Here is a 24,524-nt window from a genome sequence, read left to right as displayed (position 1 = left end):
CATGCTCGATTCCAAACTGTTACGTAGCAACCTTCAGGACGTAGCGGACCGCCTGGCATCCCGTGGCTTCGCCCTCGACGTCGCGCGCATCGAAGCGCTGGAAGAGCAGCGCAAGAGCGTCCAGACCCTGACCGAAAGGCTGCAAGCCGAGCGTAATGCGATCTCCAAGAGCATCGGCCAGGCCAAGCAACGCGGCGAAGACATTGCGCCGTTGATGGCGAACGTCGAGAACATGGGCACCGAACTCAACAATGGCAAGATCGAGCTGGATCGGATCCAGACCGAGCTGGATGCGATCCTGCTGGGCATTCCGAACCTGCCTCACGAGTCTGTGCCGGTTGGCGAGGATGAAGACGGCAACGTCGAAGTGCGTCGCTGGGGCACGCCGAAGACCTTCGATTTCCCGGTGCAGGATCACGTGGCCCTGGGCGAGAAGTTCGGCTGGCTGGACTTCGAAACCGCCGCCAAGCTGTCCGGCGCCCGTTTCGCGTTGCTGCGCGGACCGATTGCCCGCCTGCATCGTGCCCTGGCCCAGTTCATGATCAACCTGCACGTCACCGAGCATGGCTACGAAGAGGCGTACACGCCCTATCTGGTCCAGGCGCCGGCCCTGCAAGGCACTGGTCAGTTGCCGAAATTCGAAGAAGACCTGTTCAAGATCGGTCGCGATGGTGAAGCCGACCTGTACCTGATCCCGACCGCCGAAGTGTCGCTGACCAACATCGTTGCTGGCGAGATCATCGATGCCAAGCAATTGCCGATCAAGTTCGTCGCCCATACGCCGTGCTTCCGCAGCGAGGCCGGAGCGTCGGGTCGTGATACCCGTGGCATGATCCGCCAGCACCAGTTCGACAAGGTCGAGATGGTGCAGATCGTCGAGCCTTCGAAGTCCATGGAAGCACTGGAAAGCCTGACCGCCAACGCCGAGAAGGTCCTGCAACTGCTGGAACTGCCGTATCGCACCCTGGCGCTGTGCACTGGCGACATGGGCTTCAGCGCAGTGAAAACCTATGACCTGGAAGTCTGGATCCCGAGCCAGGACAAGTACCGCGAGATTTCCTCGTGCTCCAACTGTGGGGATTTCCAGGCCCGTCGCATGCAGGCGCGCTTCCGTAACCCGGAAACCGGCAAGCCTGAGCTGGTCCATACCCTCAATGGCTCGGGCCTGGCGGTCGGTCGTACCTTGGTGGCCGTGTTGGAAAACTACCAGCAGGCCGACGGTTCGATCCGTGTGCCCGAAGTGTTGAAGCCTTACATGGGCGGCATCGAGGTCATCGGTTGAATGGACTATCTGCCACTGTTCCATAACCTTCGCGGCGGCCGCGTGCTGGTGGTTGGCGGTGGGGAGATTGCCTTGCGCAAATCCCGCCTGCTGGCCGATGCCGGCGCGTTGTTGCGGGTGGTCGCACCCGACATCGAGCCGCAACTGCGGGAACTGGTCAGTGGCAGCGGTGGTGAATGCCGCCTGCGTGGCTATGTGGAAGCTGACCTGGACGGCTGCGGCCTGGTCATCGCCGCCACGGACGACGAATCGCTCAACGCCCGGGTGTCCGCCGATGCCCATCAGCGTTGCGTGCCGGTCAACGTGGTGGATGCGCCGGCCCTGTGCAGCGTGATCTTCCCGGCCATCGTCGATCGCTCGCCGCTGGTGATCGCTGTCTCCAGCGGCGGTGACGCACCCGTGCTGGCACGGCTGATCCGGGCCAAGCTGGAAACCTGGATCCCGTCGACCTACGGGCAACTGGCCGGGCTGGCGGCGCGTTTTCGCAGCCAGGTCAAACGGTTGTTCCCCGACGTGCAGCAACGGCGGGCGTTCTGGGAGGACGTGTTCCAGGGACCGATTGCCGACCGGCAACTGGCCGGGCAGGGCGCCGAGGCCGAGCGCCTGTTACGCGAAAAAATCGACGGCCAGGCGCCAGACGCCCGCGGCGAAGTCTATCTGGTAGGGGCCGGCCCCGGTGACCCTGATCTGCTGACCTTCCGTGCCCTGCGCTTGATGCAACAGGCGGACGTGGTGCTTTACGACCGCCTGGTGGCGCCGGCGATTCTGGAGCTGTGCCGGCGTGATGCCGAGCGGATCTACGTCGGCAAGCGCCGCTCCGAGCACGCGGTGCCCCAGGACCAGATCAACCAGCAACTGGTGGACCTGGCCCGGCAGGGTAAGCGCGTGGTACGGCTCAAAGGCGGCGATCCGTTCATCTTCGGGCGCGGCGGCGAAGAGATCGAGGAACTGGCGGCCCACGGCATCGCGTTCCAGGTCGTCCCGGGCATTACCGCCGCCAGTGGCTGCGCGGCGTATGCCGGGATTCCATTGACCCATCGTGACTACGCCCAGTCGGTGCGTTTCATCACCGGCCATCTCAAGGACGGTAGCAGCAACTTGCCGTGGGCAGACCTGGTGTCCCCGGCCCAGACCCTGGTGTTCTACATGGGGTTGGTGGGGCTGCCGAGCATTTGCACCGAGCTGATTCGGCACGGTCGCGCGGCCGATACGCCGGCGGCGCTGATCCAGCAGGGCACGACTTCCAACCAGCGAGTGTTCACCGGCACCCTGGCGGATTTGCCGAAATTGGTGGCCGAGCATGAGGTCCATGCACCGACCTTGGTGATCGTTGGGGAAGTGGTGCAACTGCGTGAGAAGCTGGCGTGGTTTGAGGGGGCGCAGGGGCAAGTCTGAAGACCGCGTCGCGCCCTTCGCGAGCAAGCCCGCTCCCACAGGGGATTGAAGCCGGCCGTGATATTTCGGCTTGGCACGATCCAATGTGGGAGCGGGCTTGCTCGCGAAAGGGCCCTCAACGGCAACAGATTTTCAGGATCAGTCCTCAACCCCCCGCCAGATCCCTTTCCCATTCAACCTCTCCCGATCATGCTCAACCGTGAAGTCCTGCAACGGCCCCTTGGGCACGATCCCATTGGGATTGATGGTCTTGTGGCTGCCGTAGTAATGACGCTGGATATGGACAAAATCCACGGTTTCGCCAATCCCCGGCCACTGATACATCTCCCGTAGCCAGTTCGACAGGTTCGGGTAATCGGCGATGCGTCGCAGGTTGCATTTGAAATGGCCGAAGTACACCGCATCGAAGCGGATCAACGTGGTGAACAGGCGGATATCGGCTTCGGTAAGGTATTCACCGGTCAGATAGCGTTTCGACCCCAATAACCCGTCCAGTCGGTCCAGTTCGGTAAACAACTGATCGAAGGCTTCTTCATAGGCTTGCTGGGTGGTGGCGAACCCGGCGCGATAGACACCGTTGTTCACGGCGGGGTAGATGCGCTCGTTCAGGGCATCGATATCGCTGCGCAGGTGTTCGGGGTAGAAATCCAGGTCGTTGCCGGTCAGGCCGTCGAAGGCGCTGTTGAACATGCGGATGATTTCCGCCGATTCGTTGTTGACGATGCGTTTGCGCTGCGTGTCCCACAGGGCGGGCACGGTGACGCGGCCGGTGTAGTCCGGCGTGTCGCTGGTATAGCGCTGGTGCAGGAAATTCAGGTCGTCCAGTTTGTCGCCGGTGGAGCCGTGGGCCTTGTCGAAGGTCCAGCCGTTTTCCAGCATCAGGTAGCTGACCACCGAGACATCGATCAGGTCTTCCAGGCCCTTGAGCTTGCGATAGATCAGCGTGCGGTGGGCCCAGGGGCAAGCCAGAGAAACGTACAGGTGGTAACGTCCCGATTCGGCGGCAAACCCGCTGTCCCCCGTAGGGCCGGCGCTGCCATCGGCGGTGATCCAGTGGCGACGTTGCGCCTGTTCGCGCTGGAAAGTGCCATCCTTGCTTTCATACCACTGGTCCTGCCAGCGACCTTTGACTAACAAACCCATCTCGATCTCCTCGACCTGTAAACATTGGAGACGAGTCTATTCCGATAGGTTCGAACAAAAAGCGCAAAGGTTGGGCGTTGATGATCGATTAACTCGATCTATCGCGTGCATCCCAGTACAGGCGGGCGCGGTCGAAGGCTTCTTCGCGGGTCAGGCCCAGGCCGCGCAGGGCCAAAGCCATCGTGGCGATCAGTGCCAGTTGCGGGTAGCTGTCTTCAACCTCACCACGCCAGACCGCTTTCAAATGGTCGGGATCAAGGCTTTCCGGCTTGACGTGGCGCTGCTCCGAAAGCCGTGGCCATTCTTCGTCCCAACTCACGCCGCCGGTGGTGCCGTACAGATGGCTGTCGGCGTCCGGGTTGATTTCGATCTCGCCGCCGTCGCCCTTGATGACGATGGCGGTGTCGCCGAGCAAGCCGCTGGCCTCGCGATGCACCGCCTGGTAGCCAGGGTGGAAAATACTTTGCAGCCCGCAACGAGCCTTCAGCGGGTTGAGAATCCGCGCCAGGGAATGGATCGGCGAACGCAGGCCAAGGGTGTTGCGCAGGTCGATCATGCGCTGCATTGGCGGCGCCCAGTCCACCAGGGGCATGAAGGCCAGGCCGCCGTGGTCCAGGGCGGCGCTCACCTGTTGCCAGTCGCGGCACAGGGGGATTTGCAGAAGCCCCAACAGCTGTTCTGTATAAAGACGGCCCGCCGTATGAGCGCCGCCGCCGTGCATGAAGATCCGCACGCCGTTTTGCCCAAGGCACTTGGCGGCCAGCAGGTACCATGGCAAGTGGCGCTTCTTGCCGGCATAGGTGGGCCAGTCGAGGTCCACCGTCAGTGCCGGGACGACCAGGCGCTCGCGCAGGGCTTCGGTGAAGCCGGCCATTTCCTCGGCGCTTTCTTCCTTGTGCCGCAACAGCATCAGGAAGGCGCCCAGTTGGGTGTCCTCGACCTGCTCGTCCAGCACCATGCCCATGGCCTCGCGGGCTTCTTCACGGGTCAGGTTGCGGGCGCCGCGTTTGCCTTTGCCAAGGATGCGCACGAACTGGGCGAAAGGATGTTCGGCCGGGGTCTGGAGGGTCAGCGATGGGAAGTCGGTCATAGGCAGTTCGTCGGTTTTGGCAGGCCCGCCAGTTTGGCGGCGAGTTTGGCGGGGGTGCCTTTGAACAATCGGTTCAGGTGCAGGCTGTTGCCTTTGTCCGCTCCCAGTTTCAGGGCGGTGTACTTGATCAGGGGCCGGGTCGCGGGGGAGAGCTGGAATTCGTCGTAGAAGCCGCGCAACAGTTCGAGGATTTCCCAGTGTTCGGGACTCAACTCGATGCCTTCGGCGGTAGCCAGCGCACTGGCGACATCGGCCGACCAGTCGTTCAGGTCGGCCAGGTAGCCGTCCTTGTCCAGCGTGATGGCGCGGTCGCCCACGTTCAGTACATTCATAACCACGTGTTGACCTTGTCATGCCGGATCGACAGTTCGACGAAGGCTGGGTAATCAACGGCTTCGGCCCAGTCTGGAAGATGCAGGCCTCGGGCCTGGAGGTCTTCGGCCAGCACGAACAGATTCAACTTGCTGCTTTGCAGCTTTTCGAACGGTGCGCTACCAGCTTGCAACGCATAGGTCGCGTCACCGCATAGCAGCAGTGCATCCTGCGCCCCCAGGACCCGCAGGCAACTGGTGAAGCGCTGGTCGCCAAAGGGCGAATGGGACAATACATGCAAAGTCGACATCAGAGAGTGATCACCTGGTCGTAACGGTCAATGAGGGCGGCGATGTCCTGGGCGGTCAGCACGTTGAGGTCATCCAGTGCCAGGGCCTCGGTATCGATGCCCCGTTGGGCGGCGCTGTCGGCGCAGACGAACAGCGCTTCGACACCGAACATCGGCAGCGCCTGCAGGTTGGCGCTCAGGTCTTTTTGCTGGACAGCCTTGGCGTTCTGGCCCGTGAGCAGTTGGAACACCCCGTCGTCGAGAAACAGCAGGCCGATGGGCAGGTCAAATGCGCCGCCGGCCAGCACGATGTCGAGAGCTTCCCGTGCACCCGGCCCCGACCAGGGCGCCTGGCGGCTGATCAGCAATAGAGATTTGGCCATCATGCGCCTCCAAAACAGATCAAACGGTCAGCGTCCTGGATTGCATCGTGCAACTGGCCCAGCCCGGACAGTGTCCAGGGCGCCTCGACGCTGACCGCTGAACGCCGGTAGCGCTGGGCTTCTTCATCGTTGAGTACCCCGCGTCGCAAGGCTGCCGCGATGCAGACTACGCCGTCGAGCTGGTTGTCGCTGACAAAGGTGCGCCATTGCCGGGGCAGGTCTGCCTCGTCCTGGGGCGTGACGACGCCGCTGTCGGCGTTATGGACGCCGTCCTGATAGAAAAACAGCCGGACGATTTCATGCCCGCCGGCCAACGCGGCCTGGGCGAACAGAAGGGCACGGCGCGAGGAGGGTGCATGGGCGGCGGAAAACAGCGCGATGGCGAACTTCATGACAGACCCGATCAGCAAAACTGCGGCCATGATAAAGCTTTATGGTCGCAGGGGCGATTGCAGGGGGGGCCAAAGTGCTACATTCCGTTTTTTCTCGATGAGTGAACGCAATGCGAAAGTTGACGGTGGCCCTGGCCGCCACCCTGCTGGCCGGCTGCGCGGGTTCGGCGATGGAACAGGCCCGGACGCAAGCCCCTTACAAGACGATGACCTCGGATAAACCGGAACAGGTCGTGGCTCAGTGCGTGCAGTTTTCCTGGCAGGACGAAGCGGTGTTTGGCGTGGATGCCGGGGCTTACCTGCAACCGGGCAAGAAAGGCGGCTCGACGGTGTATACCCGCTCCGCCGAATCGTTTGTCGACCTGGAGAGCGGGGCGCAGGGCACGACGCTGAACTATTACGCGCGGCACGATGATTTCGTGGCCAAGCGTCGGTTGGCGGCGTTGGCGACTTGCCTCTAGGTGCATAGACCGCGGTGTCCGCTATCGCGAGCAGGGCTCGCTCCCACAGGGGATAGGGGGAAACCCAGGTCTGCGTTCACCCCGGAATCAAGGTGGGAGCGAGCCTGCTCGCGATAGCGATGGATCATCCGAAACCTCTGTTACAGGGCCACCGCAATCGCGAGCAAGCCCGCTCCCACAAGGGGGCCGGTTTCAATCAGCCGGGGCCAGGCGCTTCTGGAAGAAGAAGTGCTGATGGCCCAGCGGGTAATCGTCGATCCGGCCGCACTCGGTGAAGCCGTGCTTTTTGTAGAATTCCGGCGCCTGGAAGTCGAAGGTGTCCAGCCAGATACCCACGCAGCCTTTCTCCCTGGCCAGTTCCTCGGCCATTCGCATCAAGGTCGAGCCCGTGCCATGGCCGCGTGCCTGTTCCGGCACCACCAACAGCTCGATATACAGCCAACTGAAAAACACCCGACCGTAGAGCCCGCCGACGATGTCGTTGCTGTGTTCGTCCCGCACCAGCCAGGCGACCAGTTCCGGCGACGTTCCGCCGGTCTTGGCCGTGTTGTAGGCACGTAGCGGGGCGAGGATGGCCTGGCGCTCCTCGTCGGTGGGGGCGTCCGTGCGTTCGATTCGCAGCGTCATCGGTGATGTCCTTATACGGGGAAGTGATCCGCCAGAGCCTATCCCAAAGGTTACGGTGGCGTCATGCGCTCGACAGCAAACGGGCGGATTACGCAAACCAAGCCATACTGCCTGATGCTCTTGATGCGATCCGCGACCTTTTAAAAACAAGAAGAGACCGACTCATGAAGTTCGAATGCCTTGCCCGAACCCTCCTGGCCACCTCCCTGACCCTCAGCTGTTTCTACGTGCAAGCCGCCTCCCAGGCGCCGGTCGCCGCCGAGAACGGCATGGTGGTCACGGCTCAGCATCTGGCCACCCACGTAGGCGTCGACGTGCTCAAGAACGGTGGCAATGCCGTGGATGCGGCGGTGGCGGTGGGGTATGCCCTGGCAGTGGTGTATCCGGCGGCGGGCAACCTGGGCGGTGGCGGTTTCATGACCCTGCAACTGGCCGATGGGCGCAAGACATTCCTGGATTTCCGCGAAAAAGCACCGCTGGCGGCCACGGCCGACATGTACCTGGACAAGGATGGTAATGTCATCCCTGACCTGAGCACCCGCGGACACTTGGCGGTCGGGGTGCCCGGCACCGTTTCCGGCATGGAGCTGGCGTTGAAGAAGTACGGCAGCAAGCCTCGCGCCGAGCTCATCGCCCCGGCCATCCGCCTGGCCGAGGAAGGCTTCACCCTGGAGCAGGGCGATGTGGACCTGCTGGAAACCGCCACCGATGTGTTCAAGAAAGACATGCGCGACTCCGGCGCGATCTTCCTGCACAACGGCGAGCCGATGCAGGTCGGTCAGAAACTGGTGCAAAAGGACCTCGCCCGGACCCTTCGGGAGATCTCGGCCAAGGGCGCCGATGGCTTCTACAAAGGCTGGGTCGCCGATGCGCTGGTCACCTCCAGCCAGGCCAACAAAGGCATCATCACCCAGGCCGACCTGGACAAATACAAGACCCGCGAGCTGGCGCCGGTGGAATGCGATTATCGTGGCTACCACATCGTTTCGGCACCGCCTCCCAGTTCCGGCGGGGTGGTACTGTGCCAGATCATGAATATCCTCGACGGCTATCCGATGAAGGACCTGGGCTTCCATTCGGCCCAGGCCATGCACTACCAGATCGAAGCCATGCGCCACGCCTACGTGGATCGCAACAGCTACCTGGGTGACCCGGACTTCGTGCAGAACCCCATCGATCATCTGCTGGACAAGCAATACGCCGCCAGACTGCGCGCCGCCATCGAGCCGCAAAAGGCCGGGGATTCGCAGAAGATCAAACCCGGCGTGGCGCCTCATGAGGGCAGCAATACCACGCACTATTCCATCGTCGACCAGTGGGGCAACGCGGTTTCGGTCACCTACACCCTCAACGACTGGTTCGGCGCCGGCGTGATGGCGAGCAAGACCGGTGTGATCCTCAACGACGAAATGGACGACTTCACCGCCAAGGTCGGCGTGCCGAACATGTATGGCCTTGTGCAAGGCGAAGCCAACGCCATCGCTCCGGGCAAGGCACCGTTGTCCTCCATGAGCCCGACCATCGTCACCAAGGACGGCAAGACCGTGATGGTGGTGGGAACGCCGGGCGGCAGCCGCATCATCACTGCGACATTGCTGACTATCCTCAACGTGATCGACTACGGCATGAACTTGCAGGAAGCGGTTGACGCCCCGCGTTTCCATCAACAGTGGATGCCCGAGGAGACCAATCTGGAAACCTTCGCGGCGAGCCCCGACACTCGTAAAATCCTTGAGAGCTGGGGCCACAAGTTTGCCGGTCCCCAGGATCCGAACCACATTGCCGCGATCCTGGTGGGCGCCCCGTCGCTGGGCGGTAAGCCGGTGGGCAAGAACCGTTTCTACGGTGCCAACGATCCACGCCGCAACACTGGGTTATCGTTGGGGTATTGAGGAGGGGGCACCATGAATTCCGCGTTGCTCATCATCGACGTTCAAAGCGCACTGTGCTCCGGCGAAGAAGAATGCTTCGAAAGCCAGCGCGTGATCCGGACCATCAACGACCTCAGTGCCAAGGCCAGGGCCATCGGCGTGCCGGTGATCCTGATCCAGCACGAGGAGCTGCAAGGCTCGCTGCTGTATGGCTCCGCCGCCTGGCAACTGGCCGACGGCCTGCAGACCGCGGCGGATGACCTGAGGGTGCGCAAGACCACGCCGGATGCCTTCTACCAGACCGACCTGCAACCGTTGCTGCAAGCCCGGAGTATCGACCGCCTGGTGATCTGCGGCCTGCAGACCGACTACTGCGTCAACGCGACGGTGCGCCAGGCCCATGCCTTGGGTTACGACGTGGTCCTGGCCGCCGATGCCCACTCCACCGTGGACAACGGTAGCCTGGCGGCGGAGCAGATCATCGCCAACCACAACAACCGTCTGGGCCGCCTCAGCGGCGCGGTGTCACGGGTCGATGTGGTGCCGGCGGGAGAGATTCACTTTTGATCCAGACCGGGATTGTAAGGACATCATTTCACGGCGCGCCAAACACCATCGTCCAGTAGATCCCTGCGTCGCTGTCTGAGTCGGTGGCGTAGGCGGCGCCCATCTGGGTGAACATCGGGTTCATGAGGTTGGCGCAATGTCCTGGGCTCGCCAGCCAATCCCGCATGGCCTGGTTCGGTGAGCCCTGGCCGGCGGCGATGTTTTCGCCAAACTTACGACCACGATAACCGGCACTCTTGGCCCGGTCGGCGACGGAGCGGCCGTCCGGGTCGCGGTGGGCGAAATAGTTGCCGCGGGCCATTGCCCGGCTGTGTCCCTGGGCTGCGGTCCCCAGTGCCGCGTTCCAACTCAGGGGCCGGGCGGCAGCGAAGCGTTGGCGCCCGCACAAGCGGGACTGGGCCCTCGCCGCATTGACCTGGGCCAGCAACGACTGGCCCGTCGAGGAGGCATCGCTTACCGGAGCGCCACCCATGGGCTGCGCCAGCACGACGCGCCACTCATCGCCGACCCGATTGACGCCGATGTCCGCGTACTGGCTGTCCAGCAGCGTCGAGCAATGTTCATCCGCCAGCATCTCGAATGCTTCATCGGCATCCCGCGCATCGGTCAGGCGGATGCTGCGCACAGTCTGGGCCTGATAGCCGGCGTCCTTGAGAGCTTCGCGCAGGCCGCCGCGAAAGCCGATGGGCAAGGCCAGGCGTGACCGTAGCGTCAATGGCGGGGACGCACGCACGGTGCGCCATTCACAACGATGGGATTGGCTGCGGTAGTCATTGATGGCCTCCACCAGTTGCCCTTCGCCTCGGGCATGGGCCGGGTTGGTGAACAATGCGAAAAAGGGGATGAGGCAAAGCGAAGCGAAACGGCAGGAGCGAACAGTGTGGCGCATGGTGCGAACGGCTCAGGAGGAAAATGCCTGGGCGCCAGGACTGGCGCCGATCCACCGGAAAACGCATCGCCGTCGACAGGCGAGGTTTCAGGGCTGAGCTAGGACTTTGGGTTTGAACACAAGTTTCAAAGCGGCAGAGGCTGCTGAGCTGAAAGTACTGTGAGAACCAGGTCTTGGAAGCGCAAGGCTCTGCTGGAATAAGGCTCTGTGGGAGCAAGGCTTGCCCGCGATGCTGACGAGGGGATTTCCTGGGAGACCGAGGTGTCTTCATCGCGGGCAAGCCTTGCTCCTACGGATTCAGCTTCAGCCTTCAGTCCAAGGCACCAGCCACCGCGGGCTCAACACGCTTGGCCTTGCGATAGGTCAACAGCACGATACCGGTCACCACGATGACGCCACCGAGCACCTGGCCCGGATTGAGCATCTGGTCCAGCACCAGCCAGCCGATCAGCAGGGTCGCCAGCGGTTCGATGTTCATCACCGGGGCATTGCGCGGCATGTCCAGGCGGGGGACAGAGATGAACAGCACGATGAAGCCGGTGCCATAGAGCACCACCAGAGTCGCCAGGGCGAACCAACCGGTGCGGGTGGCCGGCAGGTCGAAACCACCGGGAAGGGCGCCGGTCAGGCCGGCAAGGTTGACGCTGGTGAATACGATGGCAATCGTCAGCAGGCTGCGCACGGAGCCGCGTACCTGGGACAACTTGTGGTCGGTGATCCACAGCGCGCAGGCGAATACGCAGGCCGCGCAGAACGCCAGGCACACCCCCAGCAGCCACTGCGGCCCGACGCTTTGCTCGGACGATAGCCGGCTCGGCACTTCCAGCACAAAGACCAGGCCTACGAGGATCATCCCCATCAACGCGGCGGTGCGCGCAGTGGGGCGTGGCCCGCCCAGCGCCCAGGTCAACAACGCCAGCAGGATCGGAAAGACATTCGCCACCAGCAGCGCCAGCGCCACCGGCACCCTCGCCACCGCCGAATAAAGACACAGGCTCTGGGCGCCGATCAACAGGCCCAGCGTCAATTGCCAGCGCCAGGTCCCGGCTGGCAAACGCAGGTTCTGCCGCTGCCACAGCACCATCATGGCCAGCACCAACAGCGTTCCGCCCGAGCGCATCAGGATCGCCAGCAATACGCCGGCCCCATCGTCGAATGCGGCCCGTGCCGCGACATGGTTACCGGCAAAGGCGCAACCCATGCACAACAGGACAAGTACCGCGAGATGGCGTGGAAGCGGAGCGGGGGTATCAGGTACGGCGGTGGAGCGGGTCATGGCAGGTGTTCCCGAAAGCAAGTCGCCGGAGCAAAAAGTGGCTTCGGTCGGATATTTTTATAGTGTTGTCGTACAACTTGTCTGCGTTTGTACCGTATCCGGTGAAGCGGAACAAGTCAGACGGAGCGCTCAACCAGCGGATATCTCTTAACCAGCAGGTCGGGATAACCCTAGGCGTGTTCTCATTCCAAGCGCAGTGGAAGCATGGTCTTGTACGATGTCTTATCACGGAGTAAAACTGTCATCCCCGTCCAATAATAACTAACGGAGAAACCCACGATGGATGCTTCGCAAACTGCAACCGCTGCCGATCAGGGCCGCCGGGTGTTCCTGAAAAAATCCCTGGTGGTTTCGGCGGCGGCCGCCACCCTGGGCAATCTGCCGGGGCTCGCCCAGGCGGAACCGTTGAGCCAGCGTTATCCGGATCCCTTGATCAACATCCTCGACCCCAGCTTCATGGACCTGCGCATTTTCAACGCCAGCGTGGAAAAACTCGCCACAGGCTTGCGCTGGGCGGAGGGGCCGGTGTGGATTGGCGACGGTCGCTATCTCCTGGTCAGCGATATTCCCAACAACCGCATCGTGCGTTGGGATGAAGTCACCGGCGGCCTGTCGGTCTACCGCGAGCATGCCAATTTCTCCAACGGCATGTGCCGCGATCGCCAGGGGCGGCTGTTGGTCTGCGAGGGCTCCACGACGTCGAGCGAGGGTCGGCGCGTTACCCGCACCGAGCACAACGGCAGCATCACCGTGTTGGCGGACAGTTTCGAGGGCAAGCCCTTCAACTCGCCCAACGACATCGTCTGCAAGCGGGATGGCTCGGTCTGGTTCACCGACCCGCCGTTCCAGACCGGTAACAATTACGAAGGGCACAAGGTCACGCCTGTCCAACCCCACGCGGTGTATCGCATCGACGGCGAAACCGGCAAGGTCAGCCGGGTGATCGACGACCTCGCGGGACCGAACGGCCTGTGTTTCTCTCCGGACGAGAAAACCCTCTATGTGGTGGAGGGGCGGGCCAAGCCCAACCGTTTGATCTGGGCGATCACCGTCAAGGACGACGGCACGCTGGGAGAGCGGCGCAAACACATCGAGGGCCTGGATTACGCCGCCATCGACGGGATCAAGTGCGACGAGAGCGGCAACCTCTGGTGTGGCTGGGGCGGCAACGGCGACCCCAAGGCCGACCTGGAAAAGCTCGATGGCGTGCGGGTGTTCAACCCCGAGGGCAAGGCCATCGGGCACATCTCACTCCCCGAGCGCTGCCCCAACGTCTGCTTCGGTGGGCGAGAGGGCAATCGGTTGTTCATGGCCGGCAGTCACTCGCTGTATTCGCTGTTCGTGAATACCCGGGGGGCGACGTTCGCCTGATTGGAGGTTGCGCCGATCACCGTGGCGTGGGAGTTCGCTCGCTCGCCACCGGCGCCGTGCTGCCCCTCAGCGTCAATTCAAACGGCAACAACACATGTTGTTGTGCAACAGGCTTGTTCTCTATCCGCGCAATCAACATCTCCACCGCCGTTTGACCAAAAGCCTCGGCCGGTTGGGAGATGGTGGTCAGCGGCGGGTCGCAATAGGCCGCGAACGGGATGTCATCGAAGCCCACCAGCGAAATATCCTCGGGGACTCGCAGGCCCATTTGCTTGATGCGCTTGAGGGCGCCGATAGCCATCTCGTCGTTCTCGCAAAACAACGCACTGGGACGCTCGGCCAGCCCCAGCATCACCCCGGCGCCTTCGTAACCGGCACTCAAGGTGAAATCGCCGTGGCAGATCAGGCCTGGGTCGATGGCGATACCGGCGTGACGCAAGGCGTCTTCATAGCCGGCGACGCGGTCCAGGGTCAGGGGACTGCTGCGCGGGCCCTTGATGATGCCGATACGGTGGTGACCCAGGCTGAGCAAGTGTTCGGTCATGGCTCGGGCAGCGGCCCGATTGTCCAGGCTGATGGTCGGGTAGGGGGCGTCCTTGACCACTTCGCAGGCGTTGACCAGCGGCAGCGCATCGGTGCCGGGAGGGAGCGAGACGAACGGGTCGCTTGCCCGCAACTGGATCACCCCATCGGCCTGGTGTGCATAGACCAGCGCGGCGAATTCCTGCTCGATGTCTTCCCGACCCTGGGTGTCGCACAACAGCAATCGATAACCCGACGCTTGCGCTGCCTGTTGGGCACCGCTGATCACTCGGGCGAAAAAGGTGTTGGCGATCTTCGGCACCAGGATCACCAGGTTTCCGGTTCGCCGGGAGCGGAACTGCACGGCCATCAGGTTCGGTCGATAGCCGGCCTGTTCCACCGCCGCATTGACCTTTTCCCGGGTCTCAGGCAGCACGCGTTCGGGGGATTTCAGCGTTCTGGACACCGTGGCCACTGAAACGCCGGCCAGCCTCGCCACTTCACGAATATTGGACAAACGCACCTCGATACTGCGCCGCAAATGGGGCACACGGCTGAGGAGCTTACCGCAGGTTGCCTGCCTCACAAACGCCTGTGCATGCACGCATCGGGTTTGACAGTGCGCAGAACAGGGCCTAGATTCCGTCGTGATGTAACCGGTTACATTGTCATCAACTTCAACATGAGCGCGTCGCGATGAACCCTGTGGCACGGAAAATAAGAATGGGCTTTGTAGGCGGTGGAGAAGGCGCATTCATTGGTCAGGCCCATCGGCAGGCCGCGGGCCTGGATGGCGGCTTCGAGCTGGTGTGTGGTGCATTCAGCCGCGATCCCCACAACAACCGGCAGACCGGCGCGTCCCTGGGGTTGACCGGGTCCCGTTGCTATCACGACTGGCAACAGATGCTTGATGCTGAAGCGATGCTGCCCCTGGATCAACGCATGGAATTGCTGGTGATCGTCACGCCCAATCACCTCCATGCCCCGATTGCCAGCCAGGCATTGAAGTCCGGCTTCCATGTCTTCAGCGAAAAACCCGCCGCGCTGGACCTCAAGGAGTTGCTGGCGCTCAAAGATGATCTGCGAGGCAGCCGCTGCCTCTATGGTCTGGCCCACACCTACCTTGGCTATCCCATGGTCTGGCAGGCCCGTGAGATGGTGCGCTCGGGCGTGATCGGCAAGGTGCGCAAAGTGTTCGTCGAGTATCCCCAGGGCTGGCTCAGCCAGGACCTCGCCGCCCAAGGCAACAAACAGGCGCAGTGGCGTGACGATCCGGCACGGTCCGGGCTGGGCGGATGCATCGGGGACATTGGCACCCACGCGTTTTCCCTGGCGGAGTTCGTTGCGGACCAGCCGATCCAAGCGCTTTGCGCCACGCTGGGTACCCATGTCCCGGGCCGGCAACTGGATGACGACGTCGCCATGCTGTTCCGGATGCAGGACGGTGCCAGCGGGGTGCTGCTTGCCAGCCAGGTCTGCACGGGTGAAGAGAACCCGCTGAAGATCCGCGTCTATGGGGATAAAGGCGCTCTGGAGTGGCGTCAGGAGGAGCCGACAAGCCTGATCCACCGCGCCATCGACCAACCCCTGCGCATCCTGCGCAGTGGGGTCGGCCAGTCCTGGTTGTGCGAAGCGGCGACCCGTCGCATGCGCCTGCCGGCCGGGCACCCGGAGGGCTACCTGGAAGCGATGGCCAACCTCTACGGCGACTTCGCCCGTGCCATTCGCGCACATGTCGAAGGGCCCGACGTGCCTGGCGTACCCGGTATCGAGACGGGTTTGCGCACAATGGCGTTTATCGAGGCCGCCGTCATCAACCATCGTGGCGAGGCGAAGTGGACCGCGCTGAACACCGGAGAGTCGCTGTTGTGAGTACCGTCGATCAAACCCCAGAAGGCCTGCGCGGGCCGGCGATTTTCCTGGCCCAGTTCATGTGCGATGAAGCGCCGTTCGATACGCTGGAAAACATCGCCGGGTGGGCCGCCTCGCAAGGCTACAGGGCCATTCAATTGCCGACCCTGGGCACGCGTTATATCGACCTGGCCCGGGCCGCCGAAAGCCAGGATTACTGTGACGAATTGAAAGCCATCTGCGCCCGGGCCGGCGTCGAGATCAGCGAGTTGTCGACGCACTTGCAAGGTCAATTGGTGGCGGTGCACCCGGCCTTCGACATGCTGTTCGACGACTTCGCCCCGGCTCACTTGCGCGGCCAACCCCAGGCGCGCACCGAGTGGGCCATCGAGCAACTGAAGCTGGCCGCTCGCGCCAGCCAACGCCTGGGGCTCAAGGCCCATGCGACCTTTTCCGGTGCGCTGCTGTGGCCTTATATGTATCCGTGGCCACAGCGCCCATCAGGGCTGGTGGAACAAGGTTTCGCCGAACTGGCCCGGCGCTGGTTGCCGATTCTCGACTGCTTCGACGAGGCCGGTGTCGACCTGTGCTATGAGATCCATCCCGGCGAAGACCTGCACGATGGCGCCTCGTTCGAACGTTTCCTGGAGGCGGTGGACCATCATCCCCGGGCGGCCATTCTCTACGACCCGAGTCACCTATTGCTGCAACAAATGGACTATCTGGGATTCATCGACCGCTACCACGCGCGCATCCGCATGTTTCACGTCAAGGACGCCGAGTTCCGCCCCGATGCCCGTTCTGGCGTGTATGGCGGGTATCAGGGCTGGGTGGATCGCCCTGGTCGGTTCCGTTCGCTGGGTGACGGGCAGATCGATTTCAAGTCGATCTTCAGCAAGTTGACGCAATACGACTTCAAGGGTTGGGCGGTGCTGGAATGGGAGTGCTGCCTGAAGGATTCACAACAGGGGGCGGCAGAGGGCGCGGCGTTCATCCAGCGGCACATGATCAGCAAGACGCAGAAGGCATTCGATGATTTTGCCGGTGTGACGGCGGATGAAGCATTCAATCGGCGGCTGCTGGGCCTGTTGAAATAGGTCGATACCTGTGTGGCGAGGGGATCTATCTCCGCTTCCGCGCGAAGCGGTCCTTTACAAAAACAATAAATAAAACGGTGACGGTCATGACCACGATGAGTGCACGCCTGAGCGTGATGATGTTCCTGCAGTTTTTTATCTGGGGGGGCTGGTTCGTCACCCTCGGGACGTTTCTGTCCAGCACCCTGGGTGCCAACGGTGGGCAGATTGGCATGGCATTTTCCACCCAGTCCTGGGGAGCGATCATCGCGCCGTTGGTGATCGGGCTGGTCGCCGACCGGTATTTCAATGCCGAGCGGATCCTGGCGGTGCTGCACCTGATCGGGGCGGTGCTGTTGTACCAGCTGTATTCGGCGGCGCAGTTCAGCGCGTTCTATCCGTATGTGCTGGCTTACATGGTGGTCTACATGCCGACGCTGGCCCTGGTCAATTCCGTGGCGTTCCGCCAGATGCGCGACCCGGCGATGGAATTCTCGCGCATCCGGGTCTGGGGCACCCTGGGCTGGATCGTCGCGGGGGTGGTGATCAGCTTTGTGTTCGCCTGGGACTCGCGTGAGTCCATCGCTGCGGGCGGGTTGCGCAACACTTTCCTGATGGCGGCCGTTGCATCGCTTGCCCTTGGACTCTACAGCTTCACGCTACCGGCCACGGCGCCTCTGGAGAAGCAGGCCGGCGGTGGCAGCTTCAGGCAACTGCTGGGGCTGGACGCGCTGGGGTTGTTGAAGGACCGCAGCTACCTGGTGTTCTTCATCGCCTCGATCCTGATCTGCATCCCCCTGGCGTTCTACTACCAGAACGCCAATCCGTTCCTGGCCGAAACCGGCATGTCCAACCCGACGGCGAAGATGGCCATCGGGCAGGTGTCCGAAGTGCTGTTCATGCTGCTGTTGCCGCTGTTCATCCAGCGTTTCGGCATCAAGCTGGCGCTGTTGGTGGGGATGCTGGCGTGGGCGTTGCGCTATGTGTTGTTCGCCTACGGCAACAACGGGGACCTGGCATTCATGCTGTTCACCGGCATTGCGCTGCACGGCATCTGCTACGACTTCTTTTTCGTCTCGGGGCAGATCTACACCGACGCCAGGGCGCCCAAGCACCTGCGCAGCTCGGCCCAGGGGTTGATCACACTGGCGACCTATGGGGTGGGGATGTTGATCGGCTTCTGGGTGGCGGGGCAGGTGACCGATCGCTTCGTCGTGGAGGCCGGCCACGATTGGAACAGCATCTGGCTGTTCCCGGCCGGTTTTGCGCTGGTGGTGCTGGTGTTCTTCCTGCTGACCTTCAGCGGCCGTCAAGCGGTGGCAGCGACCTCAAAGGCCTGAGGTGTCGTCAGTCATTTGTGGCTGACGTCCAGCTTGGTGTAGGTCACTTTCCCGCCTTCATTGGAGTTGCCGACGTTGTCCAGCGTGTAGACGCCGGCCTTGAAGTAAAAGTCATAGGCATGCCAGGACGAATCCAGCTTCACCTGCTTGCCGACATTGTTGATCAGCACGGTGAGCTTGCCTTGCTTGTCCATTTGCAAGGAGTAGTTGAAAACTTTGTTCAGGGCCACGTTCGGCACGCTGAAGAGCACCGGGCTCTTCTTGTCCTTGGGTTTGACCCGGTATTCCACATCGACATTGCCGGTGCCCTTGGCGTAGCGGTACACCAGTTTCAAAAGCGGCGTAGGGGCATCCTTGGCGTGGATCTGCGCCACCACCACGCGACCTTCGGAAGGCACCTGGTTCACCGCCAGCGTGCCCTTGAGCGTGTTGACGCCACTGTTGTAGCGCCAGTTGCGCAGCTTACCGTCCTTGCTGGTTTCCCGCAGTTCGGAGCGTGGGAATTCGCTCTTGCCGGTATGGGAACCGGTCACAGGCGCCCAGAACACGATGCGCTCGCCGGTGCGGTTGAAATATTTGTTTTGCAGGCTCGGCATGGCCTTGGTGTGCACTACTTGCGCCGGGGTCTGCACGGGAAGGGTGATGTTCCAGACAGTCAGGTCAATCATGATCGAATACTCCCATGGAGTCGGCCGTGGTATCGACCGTAATGGCAAAATTGCCTTCCATGGCACAGTGTCCATGTTATCGACCCAGGCCTGTTTCGCTGGAGTGGCACCTGACGGATGGCTCTGCATCGAGCCTTGCCGGCGTTTTTGCGGGTTGGCGCGAATGATGTCAATTTGAAGCCGATGGGGTAGAGTACGCGCCGCCCGAGAGACGGATCCCGGGCGTTTATCCATGGAGTAGTCAATGAAGCATTTCAGCAAAATCGTCGTCGGCGCATTGTTCGGCCTGGTCCTGGCGGGTTGCACCGGTACAGCGATGAAGACCCAGCAGTACGACAGCAGCCAGTACACCGTTGTCGGCCACAGTGAAGCCAAGGCCACCGGCCTGCTGTTGTTCGGTTTCATCCCGATTCGCCAGAACAACCGCTTCGTGCGCGCCCAGGATGCGGCGATCAAGGCCAAGGGCGGCGACGCCATGATCAACACCCAAGTGCAGGAAAACTGGTTCTGGGCCTGGGTCCTGACCGGCTACACCACTTCGGTGTCCGGCGACGTGGTCAAGCTGAAAAACGTTCAGTAAGCGCTGCCGTGGCGAGGAGCTATCCTCGCCACACTGCCCGATGCTCAATGTCCTCCCACCACCATATGACTGAACGGCGCCACATACGCCTGCAACGTCACCAGCCCGCCCACCAGAATCGCCAGCACCACCGAATGGAAAAACACATAACGCAGGATTTCCCCTTCATGCCCGTACCAGCGGGTTGCGGTGGAGGCGACCACGATCGACTGCGCGTCGACCATCTTGCCCATGACCCCTCCGGAACTGTTGGCGGCGGCCATCAGCACGGGGCTTAACCCCAACTGCTCGGACGTGACCCGTTGCAAGCCGCCGAACAGCACGTTCGATGCCGTGTCCGAGCCGGTCAGCGCGACGCCGAGCCAGCCCAACAGCGTGCCGAACATCGGGTAGAAGATGCCTGTCGCGGCGAAGGCCAGGCCCATGGTGGCGTCCAGGCCCGAATAACGCGTGAGAAACCCCAGCGCCAGCATCGCCACGATGGTGATCAGCGAATACCGCACCACCCACAACGTTCGCAGGTAGTGGTGCACCAGTTGCGGGATCGAGTAGCCCATCAGCAACCCGCCGAGAACGGCTGCCAGGAAGATGCCGCTGCCGGTGGCGGTGAACCAGTTGAACTTGTAGACCGCCTCCTCGGTTTTAGGCTGAGGGACCACGGGCGGCACCTTCTCGATCTGCTGGTGCAAGGTCGTGAAGGTCACCAGGGGCGAGAAGATCGGGTTCGCTTCGCGCATCGGTTTGCCCTGGGGATCGAGCTTGACCGACTGGGTTTGCGGGTCTATCGCCGGGCGCGTATCGAACAGGTTCTTGAAGCCCTGGGTGCCCCAGGCGAACACGAACACCGTCAGGATGATCCACGGCATCCAGGCCCGCAGCACGGCGGGGCGGGTATCGCTGGAGAAAACCTTGCTTGTGGTCGGTTTTTCATCCTCGCTCGCTTCGATTTTCGAGTTGTCGACCCGGCCGGATAACGCAGCGGAGGTGTGCACCGTCGCCGGCTTCCAGACTTTCAGGAAACCGGTGAGGCAGGCCATGGAAATCAGCGCGGCGATGACATCCACCAGCATCGGCCCGTGGTAGTTGGACACCACGAACTGCGGGACCGCGAAGCTGATACCGGTCACCAGGATGGCCGGCCAGACCTCCAGCATCTTGCGCCATCCGGCAAAGGCCCAGATCAGCCAGAACGGCACGATCACGGAAAAGAAGGGCAACTGCCGACCGACCATCATCGACAGTTCCATTTCATCCAGACCGGTCACTTTGGCCAGGGTGATGATGGGTGTACCCAGGGCACCGAAGGCCACCGGCGCGGTGTTGGCGATCAGCGCCAGACCCGACGCGGCCAGCGGTGAGAAACCCAGCCCGATCAGGATCGCCCCGGTCACCGCCACCGGCGTACCGAAGCCCGCCGCGCCCTCGAAGAACGCGCCGAAGCAAAAGGCGATCAGCAGCAGTTGCAGGCGCCGGTCGTCGGTAATGCGCGCCAGGGAATCCTGCAGGACCTTGAACGAACCGTTTTCGGTGGTCAGGCGATGCAGAAAAATGATGTTGAGGACGATCCAGCCAATGGGCAGCAGGCCGTTGGCCGCCCCATACAACGCCGCCGAACCGGCCATGTCGGCCGGCATGCCGAAGGCAAAGATCGCGATGAGCAACGCCGAGGCCAGGGCATACAACGCCGCCAGATGCGCCTTGATGTGAAAGAACGCCAGGGAGGCCAGCATCACCACCACCGGAACCGCCGCCAGAAGCGTCGACAGCACTGCATTACCGAAGGGATCGTAGACTTGTTGCCAGACCATGTTCCACCTCTGCTTTTTATTGTTGGAAGTGCAGGCCCCGTGGGGATTGGCAGAAGAGTATAGAAGGGGATCTGGCGAGGGGATTTGGCGCAATGGCGAGGAGTAGGGTAGACCCTCGCCACAAGGGGTGTGCTGGCTAGCGCGGATCAGCGCGTGTGCCTTCTTCCAGGCGAAGCCCGAGGCTCAAGTCATCGCAGCTTTGTGACCAGGCGGCCAGCCAGTCGGGCAGGGCCGGCGATTGTTCGGCCAGGCCCAGCTCGCGGACGAATTCTGTCGGTGCAAGGGTGCCCTTGGCCGAGCGGAACAGGCCGCGCATGATCACCACCCCGACCACACGTCCCCGGCTGATGAAACGGTGCTCCATGAAGGTCCATTTTTCGTCCCAGCCGAGCATGCGCGTGTGTACCTCGAATGCCTCGAACAGCTTCAACTCCCGCCTGAACTTGCCCCAGACATCTCCTACGATCGGCACCGCCCGGTTGCGTAACGCCACTTTGTAGGCGCCGCTGCGCAGCACGTAATCCATGCGTCCCACATCGGCCAGGGTGAAATAACGGCCGTTGGTGACGTGGCGATTGAGGTCCAGGTCCAGCGGCCATACGCGCATGCGCACCACCGTGGTGCCCAGGGGAGCCGTGTGCTTGCGCCACGGGCGACGGAACAGCATCAGCAACAGTCGGAACCAGAGATTCATGGACACTCCACGAGGCAGGAAACGGCGCACTTTAAACAGCCGGTGGGGCCTGGGCTAGGTGTGTAAATGACTGTTTTGCCTGAAGTCGCGCATTTGGGACATGGAATATTACGTTGTGGGAGCGAGCTAGCTCGCGATAGCGGTCGGTCAGTTAATAGCGATGTTGACCGGAACGCCGTCTTCGCGAGCAAGCCCGCTCCCACAGGTTTTCGGGGCGCCATGAAATTCGGTTCTGCCCACCATCCCATTGTGGGAGCAAGGCTTGCCCGCGATGAGGTCCGAACAGCCGACATCCCTGTCAGTCGGCTGCAATCAGCCCTTGGCCGCCATCGCCGTCACTTCGACCCGCATCCCCTCGACCGCCAGCGCCGCCACGCCCACTGCCGCACGAACGGGCCATGGCTTGGCGAAGAAGCGTTTGTAGACTTCGTTGAAAGCCGCGCGGTCGGCCATGTCGGTGAGGTAGATGGTCAGGTGCAGCACGCGGTCCATGGAGCTGCCGGCGCGCTCCAGCGCGGCCTTGAGGGCCTGCAACGTGCATTCGCTCTGCTGCGTGATGTCCCCCAGTTCCAGGCTGCCGTCGGCGCGGGTCGGAATCTGGGTGGACACCAGCAGGCCGCCGAAGCCGGCGACGTCGGAAGAGATGGAATCTGCGTCCGGGTCGGGAGTGAACGTGATGTCTTGGTGGGTCATGCAGGGCCTCATGGGAACAGGAAAAGACGCCGCAGTTTACCGTCCAATGCTGCGTCGTTCCCGGATTCCTTTATCTGGAGAACCGCTACCGTTTCGGCCCGGGTCAAAGGCTGCCCTGAACCTGGGCGGTCAACGCCGGTTCAAGGTGCGGTTCCACGCTATTCAGGCGCTCGGCCAATGCTTGTGCCTGTTCCCAGCCAAACTCGGGGTCCAACCAATCGAGCGCGTCTTCGGCGCCCAAGGCCAGTACGCACTGCTGTTGGCTGGCGATATCGCCATAGGTCACCAGGGTCAGGCCGTCACAACCCAAGGGGGTTTCGCTGGCCTGGGCGAGGGCCGCGAGGAAGAGGGGGGCCGAATGCCGGGACGTCGTATAGCTGAGGTGCTGTGCCTGGGATGAAGAGAGGACCTGCGATTCGTACCAGCCTTCCACGGGAACCAGGACGCGGCCTTCACGCTTGATCACGTCGAAGACCTTGGAACGCATGACCAGATGCAGCGGCAGGTGCGTCAGGGGCGGCATCGTTCCCACTGACCAAATGGGTGACCAGCCCCAGCGAACCTTGATGGATTCCAAATGCCCGCCGCGCCGACGAATGGCACTGACCTGCATGTTCGGTTTGATCAGGCTGTGGCGCTCTGGTGGTCTGACGGGTGTCGTCCTGAACAGGTCCATGCGTGTCAGGTGGGTATCGATACGTCCTCCAGAAGTGTCTCGCTGGGCAAAATACGTCAGGGAGTCCTTTGAGGAGACGTGCTGAACAAAACCTTCACACATAGCGATAACTCCCTGGAGTGAAACGCAAAGGACCCCTCGATGTGCCTGCCGTTCGAGTCCCGATTGCCCAAGCGCGCCGTCATTGCTTGCAGCGGTGGCATGTAAGTCCGAGCTGTGAGCCCATGCTTGGTTCGAAAATCCTCGGGTCGGGGAGACGAGCGGCGGCCCCCGGCTTTATTCGCGAGTACTTAACGGCCCAGGTTCTTTGATGAAATCCACGAACGCCCGCAACGGCGAAGGCAAGTAGCGGCGGCCGGGGTAGTAGAGAAACGGTCCGGTAAAGCGTTGCCACCAAGGTTCGAGCACCGGCTCCAGGGCGCCGCTGTCCAGGTACGGTCGGAGCCAGTCTTCGAACAGATAGACGATGCCCAGGCCGTCTACCGCCGCCTGCACCGACAGATCCACCGCACCGCCAATGCGTGTGATCAACGGACCGCTCGGGTCGACGCTGACGATTTCGCCGTCACGCTCGTACTCCCACAACGGCATGGCGCCGCTGGGGAACTTGCCCCGCAGGCAGGCGTGCTTCAGCAAATCCTTCGGGTGTTCAGGGCGGCCCCTGGCATCGAGATAAGCCGGCGAGGCGGCGGTGGCGCAGCGCTGCAAGCGTGGGCCAATGGGCAGGGCGATCATGTCCTGCTCCAAGCGTTCGTCGTAGCGAATACCCGCATCGCATCCGGCCGCCAGCATGTCGACGAAGCTTTCTTCGGTGATCACTTCCAGGCGAATGTCAGGATAGCTCTTCAGAAACGGCGTGATGATGGACGGCAGCACCAGGCGGGCGGCGCTGACCGGTACGTTCAGCCTGAGGGTGCCGGAGGGGCGGTCGCGAAAATCGTTGACCACATCCAGGGCGGACTCGACCTCGCCCAACGCCGGCACGATGCGCTCCATCAAGCGAGCGCCGGCCTCGGTCGGCACCACGCTGCGAGTGGTGCGGTTGAGCAGACGCACACCGAGTCGGCTTTCCATCCGGCGTACGGCATCGCTGAGGCTGGAGGCGGACTTGCCGCTGGCCCGCGAGCCCTCCCGAAAACCCCCTGCATTGACCACGGCCACGAAGGCCAGCAAGTCCTGAATATCCGTCGCCATTGTTCTCTCCGCCGTACAACCCGTGCGGATTGCACCTGATTATCAGTGGAGTGGTCAACGCCTATAGTCGGCTC

Annotated in this window: 26 protein-coding genes; 10 read left to right on the top strand and 16 right to left on the bottom strand. The window is 62.4% G+C overall.

Translation table 11 applies throughout. From position 1 onward, the window contains the following. Position 1 precedes the first annotated feature (1 nt). Together serS and cysG are read left to right on the top strand one after the other, a co-directional pair. Positions 2 to 1,282, top strand: a complete 1,281-nt coding sequence (gene serS / locus EGM97_RS18505) for a serine--tRNA ligase (protein ID WP_238965043.1) — start codon at positions 2 to 4, stop codon at positions 1,280 to 1,282. Next, positions 1,283 to 2,677 (top strand): siroheme synthase CysG, encoded by a 1,395-nt coding sequence (gene cysG, locus EGM97_RS18500; RefSeq protein WP_238965042.1) that lies wholly within the window; start codon positions 1,283 to 1,285, stop codon positions 2,675 to 2,677. A 138-nt stretch (positions 2,678 to 2,815) separates the two neighbouring features. Here the strand turns inward: cysG and EGM97_RS18495 are convergent, their stop codons facing one another. The 6 genes from EGM97_RS18495 to tusD form a co-directional block, all read right to left on the bottom strand. Next, complete coding sequence (locus EGM97_RS18495; RefSeq protein WP_238965041.1) at positions 2,816 to 3,820, bottom strand: glutathione S-transferase family protein; 1,005 nt, start codon at positions 3,818 to 3,820, stop codon at positions 2,816 to 2,818. An 88-nt stretch (positions 3,821 to 3,908) separates the two neighbouring features. Beyond that, positions 3,909 to 4,910, bottom strand: coding sequence for a glycosyl transferase family protein (locus EGM97_RS18490; protein WP_238965040.1), 1,002 nt, complete (start codon positions 4,908 to 4,910; stop codon positions 3,909 to 3,911). Continuing rightward, complete coding sequence (locus tag EGM97_RS18485; RefSeq protein ID WP_053157737.1) at positions 4,907 to 5,242, bottom strand: TusE/DsrC/DsvC family sulfur relay protein; 336 nt, start codon at positions 5,240 to 5,242, stop codon at positions 4,907 to 4,909. Before EGM97_RS18485 ends, EGM97_RS18490 begins: the two co-directional genes overlap by 4 nt. Beyond that, positions 5,239 to 5,532, bottom strand: a complete 294-nt coding sequence (gene tusB, locus EGM97_RS18480) for a sulfurtransferase complex subunit TusB (protein WP_238965039.1) — start codon at positions 5,530 to 5,532, stop codon at positions 5,239 to 5,241. The genes EGM97_RS18485 and tusB overlap by 4 nt, the downstream gene beginning before the upstream one ends. Then, entirely contained in the window at positions 5,532 to 5,894 is a 363-nt protein-coding gene (tusC, locus tag EGM97_RS18475; RefSeq protein ID WP_238965038.1) for a sulfurtransferase complex subunit TusC, read from the bottom strand. The genes tusB and tusC overlap by 1 nt, the downstream gene beginning before the upstream one ends. Then, a complete protein-coding gene (tusD, locus tag EGM97_RS18470; protein ID WP_238965037.1) occupies positions 5,894 to 6,286 on the bottom strand; it encodes a sulfurtransferase complex subunit TusD in 393 nt (130 codons plus the stop codon). Before tusD ends, tusC begins: the two co-directional genes overlap by 1 nt. 110 nt (positions 6,287 to 6,396) lie before the next feature. On the opposite strand from tusD, the gene EGM97_RS18465 reads away from it, so the two are divergent. Beyond that, the gene (locus EGM97_RS18465; protein WP_238965036.1) at positions 6,397 to 6,747 is read left to right on the top strand and encodes a hypothetical protein; all 351 of its coding nucleotides are present in this window, start codon (positions 6,397 to 6,399) and stop codon (positions 6,745 to 6,747) included. 192 nt (positions 6,748 to 6,939) lie between these two features. On the opposite strand, the gene EGM97_RS18460 is transcribed toward EGM97_RS18465, so the two are convergent. Further along, positions 6,940 to 7,374, bottom strand: a complete 435-nt coding sequence (locus EGM97_RS18460) for a GNAT family N-acetyltransferase (protein ID WP_238965035.1) — start codon at positions 7,372 to 7,374, stop codon at positions 6,940 to 6,942. Between the two features lie 164 nt (positions 7,375 to 7,538). Between EGM97_RS18460 and ggt the strand changes: the two genes are divergently transcribed. Beyond that, on the top strand, positions 7,539 to 9,266 hold the full coding sequence (gene ggt, locus EGM97_RS18455) for a gamma-glutamyltransferase (protein WP_238965034.1): 1,728 nt from the start codon (positions 7,539 to 7,541) through the stop codon (positions 9,264 to 9,266). A 12-nt stretch (positions 9,267 to 9,278) separates the two neighbouring features. Continuing rightward, positions 9,279 to 9,812, top strand: a complete 534-nt coding sequence (locus tag EGM97_RS18450) for a cysteine hydrolase family protein (RefSeq protein WP_238965033.1) — start codon at positions 9,279 to 9,281, stop codon at positions 9,810 to 9,812. Between the two features lie 28 nt (positions 9,813 to 9,840). Here EGM97_RS18450 and EGM97_RS18445 read toward each other — a convergent pair whose 3' ends face one another. Both EGM97_RS18445 and EGM97_RS18440 read right to left on the bottom strand, forming a co-directional pair. Then, the gene (locus EGM97_RS18445; protein WP_238965032.1) at positions 9,841 to 10,701 is read right to left on the bottom strand and encodes a CAP domain-containing protein; all 861 of its coding nucleotides are present in this window, start codon (positions 10,699 to 10,701) and stop codon (positions 9,841 to 9,843) included. 310 nt (positions 10,702 to 11,011) lie between these two features. Then, positions 11,012 to 11,977, bottom strand: a complete 966-nt coding sequence (locus EGM97_RS18440; protein ID WP_275300774.1) for an EamA family transporter — start codon at positions 11,975 to 11,977, stop codon at positions 11,012 to 11,014. A gap of 279 nt (positions 11,978 to 12,256) precedes the next feature. Here EGM97_RS18440 and EGM97_RS18435 point away from each other — a divergent pair, with 279 nt between their 5' ends. Then, on the top strand, positions 12,257 to 13,348 hold the full coding sequence (locus tag EGM97_RS18435) for an SMP-30/gluconolactonase/LRE family protein (RefSeq protein ID WP_238965031.1): 1,092 nt from the start codon (positions 12,257 to 12,259) through the stop codon (positions 13,346 to 13,348). A gap of 16 nt (positions 13,349 to 13,364) precedes the next feature. Here the strand turns inward: EGM97_RS18435 and EGM97_RS18430 are convergent, their stop codons facing one another. After that, positions 13,365 to 14,387, bottom strand: a complete 1,023-nt coding sequence (locus EGM97_RS18430; RefSeq protein ID WP_238965030.1) for a LacI family DNA-binding transcriptional regulator — start codon at positions 14,385 to 14,387, stop codon at positions 13,365 to 13,367. A 179-nt stretch (positions 14,388 to 14,566) separates the two neighbouring features. On the opposite strand from EGM97_RS18430, the gene EGM97_RS18425 reads away from it, so the two are divergent. From EGM97_RS18425 to EGM97_RS18415, 3 genes are all read left to right on the top strand, one after another. Then, on the top strand, positions 14,567 to 15,742 hold the full coding sequence (locus tag EGM97_RS18425; protein WP_238965029.1) for a Gfo/Idh/MocA family protein: 1,176 nt from the start codon (positions 14,567 to 14,569) through the stop codon (positions 15,740 to 15,742). A 59-nt stretch (positions 15,743 to 15,801) separates the two neighbouring features. Continuing rightward, positions 15,802 to 16,818, top strand: coding sequence for a sugar phosphate isomerase/epimerase family protein (locus tag EGM97_RS18420; RefSeq protein WP_275300775.1), 1,017 nt, complete (start codon positions 15,802 to 15,804; stop codon positions 16,816 to 16,818). An 86-nt stretch (positions 16,819 to 16,904) separates the two neighbouring features. Next, positions 16,905 to 18,137 carry a nucleoside permease gene (locus EGM97_RS18415; RefSeq protein WP_238965027.1) on the top strand — a complete coding sequence of 411 codons (1,233 nt, stop codon included), beginning with the start codon at positions 16,905 to 16,907 and terminating at the stop codon, positions 18,135 to 18,137. Between the two features lie 11 nt (positions 18,138 to 18,148). Here EGM97_RS18415 and EGM97_RS18410 read toward each other — a convergent pair whose 3' ends face one another. After that, complete coding sequence (locus EGM97_RS18410; RefSeq protein WP_238965026.1) at positions 18,149 to 18,805, bottom strand: polysaccharide lyase family 7 protein; 657 nt, start codon at positions 18,803 to 18,805, stop codon at positions 18,149 to 18,151. A 244-nt stretch (positions 18,806 to 19,049) separates the two neighbouring features. Between EGM97_RS18410 and EGM97_RS18405 the strand changes: the two genes are divergently transcribed. After that, positions 19,050 to 19,385, top strand: coding sequence for a hypothetical protein (locus EGM97_RS18405; RefSeq protein WP_238965025.1), 336 nt, complete (start codon positions 19,050 to 19,052; stop codon positions 19,383 to 19,385). A gap of 44 nt (positions 19,386 to 19,429) precedes the next feature. Here EGM97_RS18405 and EGM97_RS18400 read toward each other — a convergent pair whose 3' ends face one another. The 5 genes from EGM97_RS18400 to EGM97_RS18380 form a co-directional block, all read right to left on the bottom strand. After that, positions 19,430 to 21,193, bottom strand: coding sequence for an L-lactate permease (locus tag EGM97_RS18400; RefSeq protein WP_238965024.1), 1,764 nt, complete (start codon positions 21,191 to 21,193; stop codon positions 19,430 to 19,432). Positions 21,194 to 21,329: 136 nt separating this feature from the next. Continuing rightward, positions 21,330 to 21,887: a thioesterase family protein gene (locus EGM97_RS18395; protein WP_238965023.1), complete on the bottom strand. Its 558-nt coding sequence runs from the start codon at positions 21,885 to 21,887 to the stop codon at positions 21,330 to 21,332. 312 nt (positions 21,888 to 22,199) lie between these two features. Continuing rightward, positions 22,200 to 22,580, bottom strand: coding sequence for a RidA family protein (locus EGM97_RS18390; protein ID WP_238965022.1), 381 nt, complete (start codon positions 22,578 to 22,580; stop codon positions 22,200 to 22,202). Between the two features lie 103 nt (positions 22,581 to 22,683). Then, positions 22,684 to 23,358, bottom strand: a complete 675-nt coding sequence (locus tag EGM97_RS18385; protein WP_238965021.1) for an SOS response-associated peptidase family protein — start codon at positions 23,356 to 23,358, stop codon at positions 22,684 to 22,686. Between the two features lie 174 nt (positions 23,359 to 23,532). After that, positions 23,533 to 24,450, bottom strand: a complete 918-nt coding sequence (locus EGM97_RS18380; RefSeq protein ID WP_238965020.1) for a LysR family transcriptional regulator — start codon at positions 24,448 to 24,450, stop codon at positions 23,533 to 23,535. Positions 24,451 to 24,524: the final 74 nt, after the last annotated feature.

This window comes from Pseudomonas sp. AF32, assembly GCF_022342325.2.
In the GTDB taxonomy this organism is placed as follows: domain Bacteria; phylum Pseudomonadota; class Gammaproteobacteria; order Pseudomonadales; family Pseudomonadaceae; genus Aquipseudomonas; species Aquipseudomonas uvaldensis.
This window is presented reverse-complemented; position numbering and strand designations above follow the sequence as displayed.